At 66.5% G+C, this 15,993-nt stretch carries 15 protein-coding genes and 2 pseudogenes; 8 read left to right on the top strand and 9 right to left on the bottom strand.

Annotated elements, in window-relative coordinates:
• Positions 1 to 823 (bottom strand): ArnT family glycosyltransferase (locus VB716_RS15980; RefSeq protein ID WP_323271000.1); only part of this gene is annotated, 823 nt, incomplete at its 3' end.
• 146 nt (positions 824 to 969) lie between these two features.
• On the opposite strand from VB716_RS15980, the gene VB716_RS15975 reads away from it, so the two are divergent.
• From VB716_RS15975 to VB716_RS15965, 3 genes are all read left to right on the top strand, one after another.
• Positions 970 to 2,559 carry an iron uptake porin gene (locus VB716_RS15975; protein WP_197158604.1) on the top strand — a complete coding sequence of 530 codons (1,590 nt, stop codon included), beginning with the start codon at positions 970 to 972 and terminating at the stop codon, positions 2,557 to 2,559.
• Between the two features lie 390 nt (positions 2,560 to 2,949).
• Positions 2,950 to 4,578: an iron uptake porin gene (locus VB716_RS15970; RefSeq protein ID WP_322758255.1), complete on the top strand. Its 1,629-nt coding sequence runs from the start codon at positions 2,950 to 2,952 to the stop codon at positions 4,576 to 4,578.
• Between the two features lie 137 nt (positions 4,579 to 4,715).
• Positions 4,716 to 5,444, top strand: a complete 729-nt coding sequence (locus VB716_RS15965) for a J domain-containing protein (RefSeq protein WP_323270998.1) — start codon at positions 4,716 to 4,718, stop codon at positions 5,442 to 5,444.
• A 46-nt stretch (positions 5,445 to 5,490) separates the two neighbouring features.
• Here VB716_RS15965 and VB716_RS15960 read toward each other — a convergent pair whose 3' ends face one another.
• Positions 5,491 to 5,742, bottom strand: coding sequence for an NAD(P)H-quinone oxidoreductase subunit O (locus VB716_RS15960; RefSeq protein ID WP_323270997.1), 252 nt, complete (start codon positions 5,740 to 5,742; stop codon positions 5,491 to 5,493).
• Positions 5,743 to 5,795: 53 nt separating this feature from the next.
• Between VB716_RS15960 and VB716_RS15955 the strand changes: the two genes are divergently transcribed.
• Positions 5,796 to 7,049 carry a cation:proton antiporter gene (locus tag VB716_RS15955; RefSeq protein ID WP_197158608.1) on the top strand — a complete coding sequence of 418 codons (1,254 nt, stop codon included), beginning with the start codon at positions 5,796 to 5,798 and terminating at the stop codon, positions 7,047 to 7,049.
• A gap of 33 nt (positions 7,050 to 7,082) precedes the next feature.
• Positions 7,083 to 8,018 (top strand): TIGR01777 family oxidoreductase, encoded by a 936-nt coding sequence (locus VB716_RS15950; protein ID WP_323270996.1) that lies wholly within the window; start codon positions 7,083 to 7,085, stop codon positions 8,016 to 8,018.
• Here VB716_RS15950 and VB716_RS15945 read toward each other — a convergent pair.
• Genes VB716_RS15945 through VB716_RS15930 form a run of 4 tightly spaced genes read right to left on the bottom strand, consistent with a single transcriptional unit; the run spans position 7,975 to position 10,489 of the window.
• Positions 7,975 to 8,232, bottom strand: a complete 258-nt coding sequence (locus VB716_RS15945) for a hypothetical protein (protein ID WP_197170794.1) — start codon at positions 8,230 to 8,232, stop codon at positions 7,975 to 7,977. The two genes, VB716_RS15950 and VB716_RS15945, sit on opposite strands and share 44 nt — an antisense overlap.
• Positions 8,225 to 9,529 carry a lipid-A-disaccharide synthase-related protein gene (locus tag VB716_RS15940; RefSeq protein WP_323250102.1) on the bottom strand — a complete coding sequence of 435 codons (1,305 nt, stop codon included), beginning with the start codon at positions 9,527 to 9,529 and terminating at the stop codon, positions 8,225 to 8,227. The genes VB716_RS15945 and VB716_RS15940 overlap by 8 nt, the downstream gene beginning before the upstream one ends.
• Positions 9,526 to 9,945 carry a tetratricopeptide repeat protein gene (locus VB716_RS15935; RefSeq protein WP_197158612.1) on the bottom strand — a complete coding sequence of 140 codons (420 nt, stop codon included), beginning with the start codon at positions 9,943 to 9,945 and terminating at the stop codon, positions 9,526 to 9,528. Before VB716_RS15935 ends, VB716_RS15940 begins: the two co-directional genes overlap by 4 nt.
• 58 nt (positions 9,946 to 10,003) lie before the next feature.
• The gene (locus VB716_RS15930; protein ID WP_197170790.1) at positions 10,004 to 10,489 is read right to left on the bottom strand and encodes a HesB/IscA family protein; all 486 of its coding nucleotides are present in this window, start codon (positions 10,487 to 10,489) and stop codon (positions 10,004 to 10,006) included.
• A gap of 276 nt (positions 10,490 to 10,765) precedes the next feature.
• On the opposite strand from VB716_RS15930, the gene zds reads away from it, so the two are divergent.
• Genes zds through VB716_RS15915 form a run of 3 tightly spaced genes read left to right on the top strand, consistent with a single transcriptional unit; the run spans position 10,766 to position 13,253 of the window.
• Entirely contained in the window at positions 10,766 to 12,268 is a 1,503-nt protein-coding gene (gene zds / locus VB716_RS15925) for a 9,9'-di-cis-zeta-carotene desaturase (RefSeq protein WP_197158614.1), read from the top strand.
• A gap of 18 nt (positions 12,269 to 12,286) precedes the next feature.
• On the top strand, positions 12,287 to 12,766 hold the full coding sequence (locus tag VB716_RS15920) for an SRPBCC family protein (protein WP_197158615.1): 480 nt from the start codon (positions 12,287 to 12,289) through the stop codon (positions 12,764 to 12,766).
• Positions 12,687 to 13,253: a hypothetical protein gene (locus VB716_RS15915; protein WP_197158616.1), complete on the top strand. Its 567-nt coding sequence runs from the start codon at positions 12,687 to 12,689 to the stop codon at positions 13,251 to 13,253. The genes VB716_RS15920 and VB716_RS15915 overlap by 80 nt, the downstream gene beginning before the upstream one ends.
• 9 nt (positions 13,254 to 13,262) lie before the next feature.
• Here VB716_RS15915 and VB716_RS15910 read toward each other — a convergent pair whose 3' ends face one another.
• The 3 genes and pseudogenes from VB716_RS15910 to VB716_RS15900 form a co-directional block, all read right to left on the bottom strand.
• Positions 13,263 to 14,066, bottom strand: coding sequence for a uroporphyrinogen-III synthase (locus VB716_RS15910; RefSeq protein ID WP_231605593.1), 804 nt, complete (start codon positions 14,064 to 14,066; stop codon positions 13,263 to 13,265).
• A 774-nt stretch (positions 14,067 to 14,840) separates the two neighbouring features.
• Positions 14,841 to 15,263, bottom strand: a pseudogene (locus VB716_RS15905) (glycosyltransferase family 2 protein); the annotation flags it as partial.
• A 91-nt stretch (positions 15,264 to 15,354) separates the two neighbouring features.
• A pseudogene (locus tag VB716_RS15900) lies at positions 15,355 to 15,993 on the bottom strand (glycosyl hydrolase family 3); the annotation flags it as partial.

Raw genomic sequence — 15,993 nt, 5'->3', positions numbered from 1 at the left:
GGCTGATCCGCAGCAGCAGCTCACTCCAGTAGCGCCAGCCCAGCAGCGCAAGCGGGCTCACGCGGTCCGCATCCCCCCCCCAGAAGCCGAAGCTGAGGCCGCTGGCCTGGCCCAGCTGGTGGGCATGCCAGTACCAGAGCGCCGACACGGCCACGGCCGAGAGGGCGAACAGGCCTGCCGCCAGCCAGGGCCGGGGGCGGTTGGGGCGCTCGGCGCAGCCGCGCCACCACTGCCACAGCAGCGGCAGCCCGAGCCACACCAGCGGGAACACCTTGAGCAGGCAGGCCCCCGTGAAGCCGAGCCAGCACAGCAGCAGATCCGTCCAGCGCCGACCCTCCTGCCAGGCCAGCAGGCGCTCGAAGCTCAGGGCCGCCAGCAGCAGCAGCAGCGCCTCGGCCTGCACGCTGCGGCCGAAGTACACGCTGCTCGGCAGCACTGCATAGAAGAATCCGCCCCACCAGCCGGCGCCGGCACCGAGCAGCCGCGTGCCGATCCGGATCACCAGCCAGAGGGTGAGCAGGCTGCACACCACCGCCAGAGCGCGGGCCAGCCACTCGTGCACGCCGAACAGGCGGTAGAGCAGGGCAGTCAGATAAGGAGACAGGGGGAACTCGCTTTCCACATATCCGGGAGAGGCCCCGGCCCAGTCGATCTGAGGAAGCCAGAACACGAGGCCGTTCCCGGCGAAGTGGCGTGCCATGGCCGCCGTGTCCGCCTGACGCCAGCTGTGGACACCCACGATCGGCATCCAGAGCTGCACCAGCCGCAGCGCGGCACCCAGACCCAGAGGCAGCCAGGGACCCGGGTCTCTGGATCGGTGCATCCCCGGGGCTGGCAGCAGGCGCTCACCCTATGTCCAGAGCACCAGGCCGCTGGTCATTGCCCGGAGTGGCACAGCGGTGCTTGTGGGCTGCCGATCCAGCCGCCATCCTTCGGGTCGGCGCATTGCGCCCTTTGTGTGAGGACCCCATGAAACTCTTTAAGCAACTGCTGGTTGCTCCTGCGGCCCTTGGCTTGCTGGCCCCGATGGCCGCCAACGCCAACGAGCTCAACCTGGACGGCGTCAATCAGTACGCCTCCCAGGAGCAAGTCACCAGCATCAGCCAGTTCTCCGACGTTCGCCCCACCGACTGGGCGTATCAGGCACTCAGCAACCTGATCGAGCGCTACGGCTGCGTCGCCGGCTACCCGAACGGCACCTACAAAGGCGGCCAGGCCATGACCCGCTATGAAGCGGCGGCTCTGCTGAACGCCTGCCTCGACCGGATCACGGAAGTGACCGACGAGCTCAAGCGCCTGATGAAGGAGTTCGAGAAGGAACTCGCCGTGCTCCGCGGCCGCGTCGACGGTCTTGAGGCCAAAGTGGGCGAACTGGAAGCCAACCAGTTCTCCACCACCACCAAGCTGAAAGGTAAGGCCACCTTCGTTCTGGGTGCCAACAGCTTCAACGGCGACGCCACCTTCCTGCGGAACCAGTACCGCTCCGAACTGGGTGCCACCACCTTCAACTACGACGTTCAGCTGGACTTCGATACCAGCTTCACCGGCAAGGATCTGCTGCGCACCCGTCTGCGCGCCGGTAACTTCCGCGACACCACCTACCTGGGTGGCAACGAGTTCGCTCCCAACCCCCTGAGCGCCCTGGAAATCGCCTTCCAGGAAAGTGAGGCCTCGGATAACATCGTGGCGATCAACCGCCTGTTCTATCAGTTCCCGGTTGGCAGCGACTTCACCGTCACCATCGGTGGTCGCGTCCGTCAGGACGACATGCTGGCTATGTGGCCCAGCGTGTACCCCGCTGACACCGTGCTCGACTTCTTCACCTACGCCGGTGCGCCCGCTGCCTACAGCCTGAACCTCGGTTCCGGTGCCGGTATTTGGTGGCAGAAGAACGGCTGGAGCGTCAGCCTCAACTATGTGGCCGCAAACGGCAACGAAGGCAATCCCAACATCGGTGGTATTGGCACCGATGGTTCCGCCCAGACCGGAACCGCTCAGATTGGTTACGCCGCTGAGAACTGGGGCTTGGCCGTGGCCTACACCTATGCCAACGGCATCGGGTTCGCCTCCGGTACCCCCTTCGCCGTGGGCGTCAGCGAGTTCGGTGGTTTTGACAGCAGCAACTCCATCGGCATCAGCGGCTACTGGCAGCCTTCCCAGGCTGGCTGGGTTCCCTCGATCAGCGCTGGCTGGGGGCTGACGGGCTACAACTCTGAAGATGATGCCTTCGGTTTCGATGGTCTTCAGAGCCAGTCCTGGTACGTCGGCCTGCAGTGGGAAGACGTGTTCATCAAGGGTAATGCCGCCGGTATGGCCGTTGGCCAGGGTACCTTCATCACCAGCTTTGGTAATGACAGCGACATCAAGGATGCCCTTGGTGACACCCCCAACGACGGCAACTACGTCTGGGAGTGGTGGTACAAGTTCCAGGTGACCGATAACATCTCCGTCACCCCGGCCATCTACTACCTCAGCGCTCCTCTGGGTCAGCTCCAGAAAGTCAATGGCGATACCTTCAATCAGTTCGGCGGTCTGGTCAAGACCACCTTCAAGTTCTGATCAGGGCATGAGCTTGGCAGGGAGAATTGTTAACGCTTTTCTCCCTCCTTGTTCAGTTTGACTGACTTTCTCCGTCGATTCCATCGGCGCTAGCGCAGGCTCCTCACACACCATGCCTTGCTGCAATTAATGCGCCAGGATTTTCTTGCTTTGCAACCTGTGCTTTAAGTACCACGCACCCCGAGCATTCTTCCTTTCTTCGTTTTCCCTGTCCCGGTGAGCTTGTCTCGCCGGTTTTTTTGTGCTGATCTGATCTTGCGCGCCGCTGAGTCTGGTATCGCAGGGCACCCCGGTCTGTGCTCACACTGCAGGCACTCTGCAGTTGTGTCAGGCAGGATGTCGCGGCTGATCCCTTGGATTGGCCTCCCTCAATTTGGTGTGAGGATTTCGATGAAACCATTCCAGAAACTCTTTCTGGCGCCAGCGGCCTTGGGCCTGCTGTCCCCCCTGGCTGCCCAGGCAGCCGATCTCAATCTGGCCGGCGTGAATCGCTACGCCGAAGCTGACGTGGTGGATGGCCAGGATCAGGTCACCAGCATCAATCAGTTCTCTGATGTACGCCCCACCGACTGGGCGTATCAGGCACTCAGCAACCTGATCGAGCGCTACGGCTGTGTCGCCGGCTACCCGAACGGCACCTACAAAGGCGGCCAGGCCATGACCCGCTATGAAGCGGCGGCCCTGCTGAACGCCTGCCTCGACCGGATCACCGAAGTGACCGACGAGCTCAAGCGCCTGATGAAGGAGTTCGAGAAGGAGCTCGCCGTGCTCCGTGGCCGCGTCGACGGTCTTGAGGCCAAAGTCGGTGAGCTGGAGGCGACCCAGTTCTCCACCACCACCAAGCTGGCCGGTGACGTGGTCTTCGTGCTGGGTGCCAACAGCTTCGGTGGCAGCGAGAATACTGGTCCTCGCAGCCCGGATGAAAACAGCAAGAACTTCGGCGCCACCGTCTTCAACTACGACGTGCGTCTGAATTTCTCCACCAGCTTCACTGGCAAGGATCTGCTGTACACCCGTCTGCGCAGCGGAGACTTCAATAACAGCCCCTTCAGCGGCAAGCCCTTCAGTCTGATGGCCCTGGACCGGGCCTTCAGCCCCTCGGCTGGCCCTGGATCTGTTGAAATTGACCGTCTGTACTATCGCTTTCCGATTGGCAGCTCCTTCACGGCTCTGATCGGTGGCCGGGCCCGCAACACGGAATTCCTGGCCATTCGTCCGTCGTTCTACGGCGGCCGCGGCACCAACATCCTGGACGTGTTTTCTCTGCATGGTGCTCCGGGCACCTACAACAAGGCCACTGGCGCTGCCTTTGGCCTGATGTGGAAGCAGCAGGTCAAGAAGGGCAATCCCTACTTTGCCGCGTCCACCAGCTATATCGCTCCCAGCGGTAACGAAGGCAATCCTGACAAGGGGGGCCTGTTCACCGACGGCAGCAAGGGCAGCTTCACCACCCAGATTGGTGTGGCGGCTCCCCAGTGGGCGCTTACCGCTGCCTGGCGTTATGGCCAGTGCGGCCAGAACTTCCGCCGCGGCACCCAGTTCGCGAATCAGACCCAGCCATGCCCGCCCAACGGTTCGGATGATTCCGCCTATTCCAACAACTTCGCCGTGACGGCAGCCTGGCAGCCGATCGATTCCGGTTGGGTTCCCTCGATCAGCGCGGGTTGGGGCTACAACTCCCTCACCCAGGCCGGATCGTCCGACGGCTTCGATGCCGCCAACAACATTGAGGCCAGCCAGTCCTGGTCGGTGGGGCTGGAATGGGCGAATGCCTTCGCCAAGGGCAATGCCCTGGGTATGGCCGTGGGCCAGCCGGTGTTCGCCACCAGCCTGCGGGACGGCAGCACCCCCCAGGACGGCAACTACGTGTGGGAGTGGTGGTACAAGTTCCAGGTGACTGACAACATCAGCATCACCCCGGCGATCTTCTATCTCAGCCGCCCCGACGGCCAGTTCACCACCTCAGGCGAGACCAACAACGTCTTCGGTGGATTGGTTCAGACCCAGTTCAAGTTCTGAGCCCAGAGCCCAATCCCCCGGATTCCTCACACCTGCGCTCCCGGAGCGCCTGGCCCCCGTGTGGGGGCCTTTTTTCATGGCGGCCAGCGGCTGGTCAGGCCCAATGGCGATGATGGAAGCCTGCCGGTTGCCGAGCGTTGTCCCAGTCTGTCGCTGGAACCCGGAATCTCTATGCCGTGCTGGGGCTGACCCATCGCGCGACCTCCGCCGAGATCAAGGCGGCCTATCGCGCCCTGGTCAAGCAACATCATCCCGACGCCGGCGGCGACGACGACACGATCCTGGCCCTCAATGCGGCCTGGGAGGTGTTGGGCGATGGTGAACGGCGGCGGCGCTACGACGACCAACGCGGCATCGGTGCGGCGGCATCCTCTGCAGCGGCGTCCCAAGCTGAGGCCGCCGCTGCTGCCAGTGAAACCGGTCGTGGCGCACGTCGGGCAGCAGCCCCGCGCCGCGGCGACAAGGACGATGGACTGTTGCTGGCCTGGTTGCAGCAGGTCTATGCACCGATTGATCGGTTACTCGGGCAGGTGATCAATCCCTTCCCTGCCCAGCTGCGGGAGCTGGCCGCTGATCCTTATGACGATCGCCTGATGGAGGCGTTCTGTGGGTTTCTGGCCCAGAGCCAGGCGAAGATCGAGAAGGTTGAGGCGCTGTTTGGCTCAGTGCCCTGCCCGCCCTCGGCCAGGGGCTTTGGTCTCAGCCTCTATCACTGCCTCAGCCAGGTGAAAGACGCCCTGCAGGAGCTGGAGCGCTACACCATGGGATATGTGGACGGCTATCTGCACGATGGCCGCGAGATGCTGCGGGAGGCCAAACAGCGTCGCAGCCTGTTGAAGCAGGAGCGGCGCCGCCTGGAACTCTGAGCTGGAACTCAGAGCTGGAACGCTGAAAGATGCAGCCGTCGCTGGCTCAGGCGGCGTAGGCCTCGAGTTGATCCAGCCGCAGCCACACATCAGGAACGGGGCGGTTCCAGCGCAGCTGGGCGTACTCGCCCTTCACGAGCAGGATCTCGCCGGGCCCCGCAAAGAGGTAGTCAGGCGGTGCCGGATCGCTCGCCGCAGCCTCAAGGCTGCCGCAGTAGGCGGCCCGGTTGACCCGCACCAGGCTTCCCTTCTTCAACGGAGGTGGGCTGGTGGTGGTGTCGGTCATCGATTCAGCCATCGGTGGCTGCTGGACTCAGTTCACGCTAGGACCCCTGAAGCTCAACCACGCCCATGTCCCCCACCCTGGCCTTGCTGCTGGCCGTGTTTGGCGCCCTGATGCTGGTTGCCGTGCTGCTCGACGACATGGCGGCCCGTCTGCGGGTCCCTGGCGTGCTGCTGGTTCTGGTGCTTGGCCTGCTCACCGATAACGATCTCGATGCCATCACCGGTCTTGAGGCCCAGCCGCTGCTCACCCTCGCCAGTGCTGATCAGATCGCCCAGGTCGCGCTTGTGCTGGTGCTGTTCTTCGGCGGGCTCACGACCAACTGGCGCGAGCTCCGGGCCGTGCTTCAGCCGGCCGCCCGGCTGGCAAGCCTGGGGTCATTGGTGACGGCCCTGTTGATCACGGGGGTGGTGATGGCCCTGGGCTCCCTGGCGAGCGACGAATCGCCGATGAGTTTCCCTTTGGCTCTGTTCGTTGGTGCGATGGTCTGCAGCACCGACGCTTCCGCCGTTCTGGCCCTGTTGCGCCCTCTGTCGGGGCGGTTGCCGAAGCGCCTGATCGATCTGATCGAGTGCGAGTCCGCCTTCAACGACCCCGTGGCGGTGGTGCTGGCCGGTGTGGCGATGGCGATGGCAGGAGCCGGCGGGGCATCGGGGCTGGCGACGCCCTCCTCCCTGGTCACTGAGGTGATGCGTCAGTTTCTGCTGGGAATCCTGTTGGGCTTTCTGGGCGGCAGCCTGGCCCGTCAGCTGCTGGCGGCGCGGCGTTCGCTCACCAGCCCGGCGCTGTTGGCTGTGGTGAGTCTGGCGGTGCTGATGTTGCTGGTGGGCGGGACCCAGCTGTTGGGCGGCAGTGGCCTGCTGGCGGCCTACATCGCTGGTCTGGTGCTGGGGAACAGCGCCGATTCCGAGCGGTTGGTGCTGGAGGAGGCCCACGCCGGCTTCGCCAAGATGGCGGAGCTGCTGCTGTTCCTCTGCATGGGACTGGTGGTGAGCGCCGATGCGGTGGTGGAGTCGTCCCTGCATGTGCTGGTGCTGTTCGGCTCGATGCTGCTGGCCCGCTGGCTGATGGTGGAACTGGTGCTGGCGCGTTCCGGCTTCCCCCGCAATTCCCGGCTGTTCATTTCTTTCTCTGGTCTGCGCGGCGCGGTGCCGATCGCCCTGGCGATCCAGGCCGCGGCCAGCTCCGTCCCCTGGGGGGATGCGATGCCTCCCCTGGCCCTGGGGGTGGTGCTGCTGGGCTTGCTGGGACAGGGCTTTCTGCTGGTGCCACTGGCGCAACGGCTGGGACTGGCCACCGCCGCGGAGCCGCCGCAGACCTAGCCTCGCGGCATTCCATCGCATTGATCGACGGGCGTGCGTTTGCTGTTGCTGGGTTGTTCGGGTTTCGTCGGGCGCGAGTTGGTTCCGTTCCTGCTGGAACTGGGGCATTCGATCGTGCTGGTGAGCCGCCAGGCCCAGCCGTTCCCCCATCTGCTCGGGGAGCGCTTTGCGGCCATGCAGCTCGACCCAACGGACGCCACCAGCTGGCAGCGATCCGAGCTGCTGCAGGCCCTGGCTGAGGCCGAGGGGGTGGTGAATCTTGCCGGGGAGCCGATCGCCGAGAAGCGCTGGAGTGCATCCCAGCGCCAGCTGCTGCTCGACAGCCGCCTGAGCACCACCAACGCTCTGGTGCAGGCGATGGCTGGCCTGAGGCTGCCCCCGGCCGTGCTGGTCAACGCCTCGGCGGTGGGCTACTACGGCACCAGCCTGGAGAAGCGGTTTTCAGAGTCGAGCCCCACGGGGGCTGATTTCCTCGCCGATGTCTGCCGGCAGTGGGAGGCGGCGGCCGATCGGGCGCCAGTGGGCTGCCGGGTGGTGAAGCTGCGCATCGGCATTGTGCTGGGGCCCGATGGTGGTGCCCTGGCCAAGATGCTGCCGGTGTTCAGGGCCGGTTTCGGCGGTCCGATCGGCTCAGGTCGGCAGTGGATGAGCTGGATTCACCGGCATGACCTCTGCCGCCTGATCGGCGCGGCCCTCGAGGATGGTGGCTTCAGCGGGGTCTACAACGCGGTTGCACCGGAGCCCACCACCATGGCGTCGTTCGCGGCGGCCCTGGGCAAGGCTCTGGGCCGCCCCAGTCTCCTGCCTGTCCCCGGTCCGATCCTGCAGCTGTTGCTCGGCGATGGCGCCCAGGTTGTTCTCGAGGGCCAGCGGGTGGTGTCGGAGCGTCTGCAGCCGCAGGGATTCAGCTTCCACTACCCGGAGCTCAACGCTGCCCTCGTCGCTGCCACCAGCCCAGCGCCCCACTGATCAGGGCAGCGGCCATCAACAGACCGATCGCCGGCGTGAACAGGGGCTCCCAGAGCCCTTGAAACACTCGCAGCGGTGCCTCGATCTCCTGGCTGTGCAAGACCACCGCCAGGGCGAACCAGCCGGCACCGGTCAGCACCACGAACACATCGATCACCAGCACGGTGTCGAGGGCACCCTTGAGCCGCTGAAGAATTGTGGGGGTGTCAGCCATGGGCGGCACAGGACTCCTGGGGCAACAGGGTCATGATCGCTGCGGCCATGCGCTGGGTGCCGGCGGCCTCGCCGATCCGCTCCAGACCCAGCTGATGCAGCTGCCGGCGCCATTGAGCCCCGCGTTCGGCATCAGCCAGCTCTTCCAGCAGTCGCGCGGCCAGAGCCGCACTGGCGCGCAGGGTGTCGAGCATGCCGGCCTCACCAGGAGCACACACCACCCCGGGGCCGAGCAGGCGGCGCTGCGCCTCGGCGAAGCCCTCTGTGAACTGGGGGCCCTGGCCGGCCAGCTGCAACACCGGTTTTCCCAGCCCAACGGCCTGCTCGGTGGCGGTCCCGGCCATGGCCAGCACCAGATCGCTCTGCCGCAAAAGGGAGGCGAATCGATCCCAGCCCAGCTCCAGCCGCAGCTCCTCACGCTGCATCCAGAGGCCCTGGGGTTGATCGGCGGAGCCCTGCAGTTGCCAGCCCAGTCGCTGGGCCAGGGCTGCCAGGCGCTCGCTGTCGAGGTGCCGCACCAGAGCCGCCCGCAGACACAGCCGTGACGGCTGCCTCAGCTCCTGCGGCAGCAGGATGAGCAGGTGCAGCATCAGCTCCAGGTTCTGCTCGGCTTCCGGCAGGCGACTGCCGGGCAGCAGGACCAGGCTCTGTGGTGCAGCACTGGCGTTCCTGGCTTCGTCCGTGGGCGTGGCGCTGTCGATCGCTTCGGCATCTCCAGGCCCTGCCGGCGCTCCGGTCCCGGAGCCATCTGCCACCAGATCAAAGAAGGGGTTGCCCAGGAACAGCACCGGCCGCCCCAGCTGCTGGCTCAGGTCAGTGGCGGTGAGGGCGTCGCGGCTCCACACCTGCAGCAGGCGGCGCCGCCGCAGGATCCAGCCGCAGGGCCAGGGCAGCCGCAGGCGGCCTTCGTAGTGGCTGGAATACGCCACCAGATACACGACGCCTCGGCAGCCGGTCAGCCACCAGGCCAGCAACGGCACCACGTCGCCCACGATCACCACCAGATCGGTCTGCTTGCGCCGCCGCCACAGACGCAGCAGCTGCCCGAACAGGTACACCACCTGACCCTGGGCCAGTTCGGTGAGGCGCCCGCGCAGACTGGTGTAGCCGAGCCCACCGGTGCTGAAGGAGCGGGTGCGGCCCAGCACGGCGATGCCGGCCTGGCGGTAGGGCTCGCCATGGCCCACCAGGGGCAGGGCGCTCACCTGGATCCCCGGCTGCTGGATCAGGGCCCGGCCGAGCAGGGCGCCACTGAGGTCTTCCCCGTGGCCGTTGCTCAGCAGCAGCAGGCGTGTCAACCCTGCAGCCACCGCTGCACCTTCTGCATGGCCGGCCAACCTGGCTTGCGCTGCAGGCCATCGGCCATCGAGTCGTTCAGTTCAGCAGCCAGTTCCGGTGCCATCTGCATCACCCGCTGCACCATCTCGATCTGTTCGCGCACCCCCTTGGAATCGGTCTCGAGCAGGGCCAGGCAGAGGTTGATGCGGGCCTGGGGATCCTGGGGATTGAGCTTCACGGCCGTGCGGGCCGAGCGCAGGGCGTCGTCGGCCTGGCCTTCCAGCAACTGCAGCCAGGCCAGGCAGGTCCAGCCCGCCGACTGGCGGGGGGCCTGCTGGGTGATCGCCTGGAATTCCCCGATCAACTCGGCGGACGGCCCACCCTGCTGATAGCGGGCGATGGCCGCATCGAAGCGGGATTCAAAGGTGGCCGTCATCGGCGGGAGCGAAGCCTCGGGATCTCAGATTCCCATGTCGGCCGTCGCAGCCCAGGGCTCAGACGGCAAAGGAACTGCCGCAGCCGCAGGTCTGGGTGGCGTTGGGGTTGGTGAAGTTGAAGCCGCCACCGATCAGGGCGCTGGAGAAGTCGAGCTGCATGCCGTAGATGTACAGCAGGCTCTTGGGGTCGCAGACCACCTGGAAGGCCGCCGATCCGTCGGGTTCGTAGGTGTACTGCTCGTCATCGGAGCGGATCTGGTCGGCATCGATGAAATCCATCGTGTAGCTCATGCCGCTGCAACCGCCGGAGCGCACGCCCACCCGCAGCACTTTGCTATCCCCCTGCTGGCTCGTCAGGGCGGCCAGCTGCTTCATGGCCGGCTCGGTGATCAGGATGCCCCGGCCGTCCTTGCCGGCGGAAGCCTGGGGGGGGGCGGAGGCGGGTTGGCTCGCGGTGGGGGCCGCGATCGTTTCGGTGTTCAAGGTTTCGAGGGTTGCGGATGTCGTAGTTGCGGTTGCGGAGCGCACGGTCTCGGGGCTCATCGCTGAGGCCGCGGATGGGTCATGCCACAACTCTATGGAGCCCTGGCTGCCATTGTTGCTTTCGTGGGTGTCCGCGGCTTTCGCTTCCTTGTGGTCACGAGGGCCATCCGGTCACGAGGCCCATCCGGCGCTGTTGCAGCCATCCCTCTGACTTTCCGTGCTGCTGGGGCTGTCGTCTCGCCGACAGACGCCACAGGCTGGCGGCTGCCTCGACCGGATATCCGCTCGCTGGCGCAGCCGTCTCCATAGAGTCGGCCCAGTTTGGGAATTCAGAGGGTGAGGGTCGCCATCGTGGGAGCGGGGCTGGCGGGACTCTCCGCAGCAGTGGATCTGGTCGATGCCGGTCACCAGGTGGATCTTTACGAGGCCCGGCCCTTCATGGGTGGCAAGGTGGGCAGCTGGGAAGATCCCGAGGGCAACCACATCGAGATGGGGTTGCATGTGTTCTTCTTCAACTACGCCAACCTCTTCGCCCTGATGCGCAAGGTGGGGGCGTTCGAGAACCTCCTGCCCAAGGACCACACCCACCTGTTCGTGAATGCGGGTGGGGATCTGCGCGAACTCGATTTCCGTTTCCCGATCGGCGCCCCCTTCAACGGTCTCAAGGCCTTCTTCACCACCCCCCAGCTCGACTGGATCGACAAGCTGCGCAATGCCCTGGCCCTGGGCACCAGCCCGATCGTGCGCGGACTGGTGGATTACGAGGGGGCGATGCAGGTGATCCGCGATCTCGATCGGATCAGCTTCCAGGAGTGGTTCCTCGGCCATGGAGGCAGCCTGCGCAGCATCGAGCGCATGTGGAATCCGGTGGCCTACGCGCTGGGTTTCATCGATTGCGCCACGATCTCGGCTCGCTGCATGCTCACCATCTTCATGATGTTCGCGGCCAAGACCGAGGCCTCCAAGCTCAACCTGCTCAAGGGGTCGCCCCATCGCTGGCTCACCGGCCCGATCCTGGCCTATATCGAAGCCCGTGGCGGCCGCCTGCACCTACGCCACCGCGTCAAGGAGGTGCACTTTGAGGAGGCACCCGCAGAGCCCGGTGATTCGGCCCTTGCTCCGCTCACCCGGGTCACGGGGCTCACGATGGGAACACCGGCGGGGGATCTGAACGTGCAGGCCGATGCTTATCTCGCCGCCTGTGATGTGCCCGGCATCCAGCGCCTGCTGCCGCAGGCCTGGCGCTGCCACGAGGCTTTTGATGCGATCTACCGGTTGGAGGCCGTGCCGGTGGCCACCGTGCAGCTCCGCTACGACGGCTGGGTCACCGAATTGGGCGATTCCGCCGAGGCGACCGGTCGCCGGGCCGACCTCGCCCATCCGGCCGGTCTCGACAATCTCCTCTACACGGCAGACGCCGATTTCAGTTGCTTCGCGGATCTGGCCCTGGCCAGCCCGGTGGACTACCGCAGGCCTGGCCTTGGCTCGCTGCTGCAATGCGTGCTCACCCCGGGCGATCCCTGGATTCCCAAAAAGACCGAGGAGATCGTGGCCGCCACCGATGCCCAGGTCCGCAGCCTCTTCCCCTCGGCCCGCAACCTGACGCTGGTGTGGAGCAACGTGGTCAAGCTGGCCCAGTCGCTCTACCGCGAGGCGCCAGGGATGGAGCCGTTTCGCCCGGATCAGCGCACCCCGGTGTCCAACTTCTTTCTGGCGGGCAGCTACACCCGCCAGGACTACATCGATTCGATGGAAGGCGCCACCATGAGCGGGCGTCTGGCTGCGGCCGCGATTCTGGACCGCCCGGTTCAGCTCGCCAGCAATGCGGCCGTGGCCTGACCCCTTGCACCTTTCCCCATGGGCCGTTGGCTTGAGCACAGCGTCACCACCGAGATCCAGGCCCCCGCGGATCGGGTCTGGGTGGTGTGGAGCGATCTCGAGGCGATGCCGCGCTGGATGCGCTGGATCGAGTCGGTCAAGACCCTTGATGACCCCGATCTCACCGACTGGACCCTGGCGGCCCAGGGATTTCGTTTTCATTGGAAGGCTCGCATCACCCAGCGGGTCGAGGCCCAGCAGCTGCACTGGGAATCGGTGGGGGGATTGCCGACCCGGGGGGCGGTGCGCTTCTATCCCCAGGGTCCCGGATGCACCACGGTCCGGCTCAGCGTCAGCTATGAGCTGCCGGGGGTGCTTGCACCCCTGATGGAACCCACCATCCTGGGGGGCATCGTCACCAAGGAACTGCAGGCCAACCTTGACCGTTTTCGCGACCTGGTCGAAATCTCCAGCGGCCCTGGCGCTGACCTTGCTGCTGACGGGCTGTCAGGGGATTGAGCTTCCCTTCTCGATCCCCGGCTTTGGCGGCGGCCCTGCATCTGAGGCGCCTGCTCCCGATCGCCAGCCGCCAGCCCGGGAGAACCCTCTGTCCGAACCTCCGCTCGACTCTGCCGGCCTGACTCCCCTGCTCAAGCCCCAGGCCGTGGTGGCTTCCATGGTGGTCGGCCGCCTGGATCCCTTCAGTTCGCCGTTGCTCAGTGCCAACGGCCAGCTCATCTCTGGCCTTCCAGGAGCTCCTGGAACGGAGGTGCGACCTCCACTGCTGTTGCCCGAAGCCTTCCGCTTCAATGGTGTGGTGGCATCCAGTGGTCGGCCGAAGGCTCTTGTCCAGTTCGAATCTGTGAGCGGCAGTCTTGCTCCCGGGGATCAGGGTGGCCGCTCCACCGATCTTCTGCCGCCTGGTTGGTCTGTGCAGGCGGTGGACGTGCAGCAGGGGCGTCTGGTGCTGCGCCAGGCCGACCGCACGATCACGGCTGAGCTTTGAGGGGTTGCCTCAGTCTTGTTCGCTGAGGGCCCTGCAGCAGGCTGCCACCAGTCCGTTGAGGTCATGGGGGTCCGCTTCGGCGTCCACCCGGCCCAGCTCCTGGCGGCAGCGGGCCGTGGTCTGGGGGCCGATCGAAATCACGGCCACGCTGTCCAGCCGCTGGCGCCAGTCGCTCCCGAAGTGGCGCTGCAGCAGCTGGCAGGTGTGGCTCACCGTCTTGCCGCTGCTGAAGGTGATCGCATCCAGGTCGCCTCGCTCCAGAGCCAGCAGGGTCTGCGAGGGCAGGGCCTCAGGGCAGCGCGTTTCGTAGGCGGCCACTTCCACCACCCGGGCACCGGCTTCGCCGAAGGCCTCCGCCAGCACGGTGCGGCCGCCGCTCTGCACCCGTGGCAGCAGCAACCGCAGGCCCCAGGCTGAGACAGGGAAGTGCTCGATCAGGCTGTCGGCGACATAGGCAGGAGGTACGAAGTCTGCAGGGGCGCCGAGATCCTCCAGCTGCCGGGCCGTCTTGCGGCCCACCGCGGCGATGTTGAGGCTGCCGGGGAGGTGCGCCAGGTCGCCGCCGCGGCGGCGCAGCCGCTGTTGCACCGCCTCCACCCCGTTGGCGCTGGACAGGATCAGCCAGTGAAAGTGCTCCAGTTCCGCCAGGGCGTCGTCGAGCGGACCCCATTCATCGGGGGGACCGATCACGAGGGCCGGCAGATCCACGACGCGCGCTCCCATCGCCTCAAACAGAGCGCGAGCTTCCCCCAGCTGTTGCTCCGCCCGGGTCACCGCCACGGTGCGGCCCGTCAACGGGCTGGCAGGCTCCAGCTTCACCAGCGAGGACGCCTGCTGGCGCAGGGCCTCCGCTGCCGAGGTCTTGCCCTGGCTGGTAAGCAGGGCGATCGCCTCACGGAAGCCCTCGCGGGCTGCGGGGATGTCGCCCATCAGCAGGGAAACCACGCCCAGGTTCTGGTGGGCCCCTGCCTGGCTGCTATCGCAGGTGATCGCTCGGCGATAGGCCGCGGCGGCGGCCTCCAGGTGACCGCAGCGCCGTTCGATCAGACCGAGCTGGATCCAGCCCGGCGCCAGTTCGGGAGCGGCGCCGGTGGCGGCACGGGCCAGTTCGAGGGCTTCGCTCAGGTGGGATGGCGTGGCGGAGGGTCCAGCGTTCTCGGCTTGTTGCAGCAGCAGCGCCGCCAGATTGTGAAAGGCCGCCAGTCGGACCCGCGCCGGCAGGGGCTGGGTGAGGGCTTCGCGATACAGCGTGGTGGCCCGCTGCGGCTGGGATGGCGCCGTGGCGATGGCGAGATGCAGCAGCAGCTCGTAGCGCTCCGCCACCGCTTCAGCGGGGCACTGGGCCAATCCCTGCTTCAGCAGGGACAGCCCCCGTGCCGTGTTGCCGTCACTCACCTCGAGGGCGCCCAGCTTGGCGCAGGCGTAGGGGTCGCCGGGCTTGCGGCGCAGTTCCTGCTCCATCGCCTGGCGCAGGCGCTGGGCCTTGCGTCCATCGGCCAGCAGTTCCGGTCGGTAGCCGTCGTGCAGCAGGGCCGGTTCCGGACAGTCGGCAATGCGCCAGTGGGGCTCCTGCGCCATCAGCGCCATCACGCTGTCGTCCACCAGGGAGTGGTAGGCCTGGCTCCAGTGGATCGCCGGATGGCGGCGGAACAGTCGGCTGACACTGGAATAGGGCGACTGACTGGCCCCCTGCTCCCGTCGCAGCAGGTTGATCAGCAGCAGGTCGGGCTGCTCCATCAGTTGCCGCAGAGCGGGAATGGCCTCGGGGAGCAGCACCTCGTCCGCATCGAGAACCAACACCCACGCGCCCCGGACCCACTCCAGGGCGCGGTTGCGTGCCGGTGCGAAATCGCCGGGCCAGGTGATCGGGTGCACCACGGCGCCACACCGCTCGGCGATCGCCACCGTGTCATCGGTTGAGCCGGTGTCCACCACCACCATCTCGTCGACGAAGTCCCGTACCGAGGCCAGGCAGCGCTCTAGGCACGCGGCCTCATCCCGCACGATCATCGAGAGGCTGAGCTGAGGCTCGGTGCCCATGGCGGTGGGTAGGGACTTGGTCACGGTTGGTCTGGAGCGAGGCGGAGGGGCGCCAAGGCGCTCAGTCGGTGAAGGACCCAGCCTGGCTTCCTTCTCCAAGGCCGATGGCCTCCAGGGCGTGGCGCTGGGCCAACGGTGTCTGGGCGGGGCAGTAGGCGGCGGGAATCTGCGGGTCGAGCTCCGCCACCAGGCTGTCCCAGCGATAGGGGCTGCCGTAGACCACCAGGGCAGCCAGCCGGCCGATCTCCTGAAGTTGCTGGATTGCCTGCTCCCACGGCTCCTGACCGCCGGCGCCGCCGGTGAAGGGATTGCCGCGCAGGAACAGCTGCAGCAGCACCGCTCCACTGCCCAGGCTCTCCAGGTTGAGCGGATGGCGGGGATCCTGGCTCCAGGGGGAGGGGCTGCGAGGTTCGAGCAGGCGGCTCCGGAAGCCCGCTGCTGCCGGCAGGTTCAGGGCTGGTGCCCCCAGCGGCAGGGCAGGGCATTGCAGGGCGTTGTCGATACGAATCAGGTTGCAGCCTGCCGCGCTCGGTGTGCCCTGCGGGCGGACCGTCAGGCGGCCGCCGCGATGCTGCAGACCGCCCTGCACCAGCTCCCTGGCCAGTGCCCGGTGCTCAGCCCGGGGGCCCTCGCTGAGGCGCCGGAGTGGCAGGGCCACGTCTGCACCGGAGGGCTGCTGAGCCGCGGGTTCCGCGACCGA

Origin of the sequence: Synechococcus sp. CCY9201 (assembly GCF_034931105.1) — a bacterium.
Lineage (GTDB): Bacteria > Cyanobacteriota > Cyanobacteriia > PCC-6307 > Cyanobiaceae > CBW1002.
This window is presented reverse-complemented; position numbering and strand designations above follow the sequence as displayed.

What these genes read in the sequence shown, in the direction of transcription:
- VB716_RS15975 (WP_197158604.1), top strand. Translation starts at nt 970, where the DNA reads ATGAAACTCTTTAAGCAACTGCTGGTTGCTCCTGCGGCCCTTGGCTTG.
- VB716_RS15970 (WP_322758255.1), top strand. Translation starts at nt 2,950, where the DNA reads ATGAAACCATTCCAGAAACTCTTTCTGGCGCCAGCGGCCTTGGGCCTG.
- VB716_RS15960 (WP_323270997.1), bottom strand. Translation starts at nt 5,742, where the DNA reads ATGGCTGAATCGATGACCGACACCACCACCAGCCCACCTCCGTTGAAG.
- VB716_RS15955 (WP_197158608.1), top strand. Translation starts at nt 5,796, where the DNA reads ATGTCCCCCACCCTGGCCTTGCTGCTGGCCGTGTTTGGCGCCCTGATG.
- VB716_RS15945 (WP_197170794.1), bottom strand. Translation starts at nt 8,232, where the DNA reads ATGGCTGACACCCCCACAATTCTTCAGCGGCTCAAGGGTGCCCTCGAC.
- VB716_RS15935 (WP_197158612.1), bottom strand. Translation starts at nt 9,945, where the DNA reads ATGACGGCCACCTTTGAATCCCGCTTCGATGCGGCCATCGCCCGCTAT.
- VB716_RS15930 (WP_197170790.1), bottom strand. Translation starts at nt 10,489, where the DNA reads ATGAGCCCCGAGACCGTGCGCTCCGCAACCGCAACTACGACATCCGCA.
- VB716_RS15920 (WP_197158615.1), top strand. Translation starts at nt 12,287, where the DNA reads ATGGGCCGTTGGCTTGAGCACAGCGTCACCACCGAGATCCAGGCCCCC.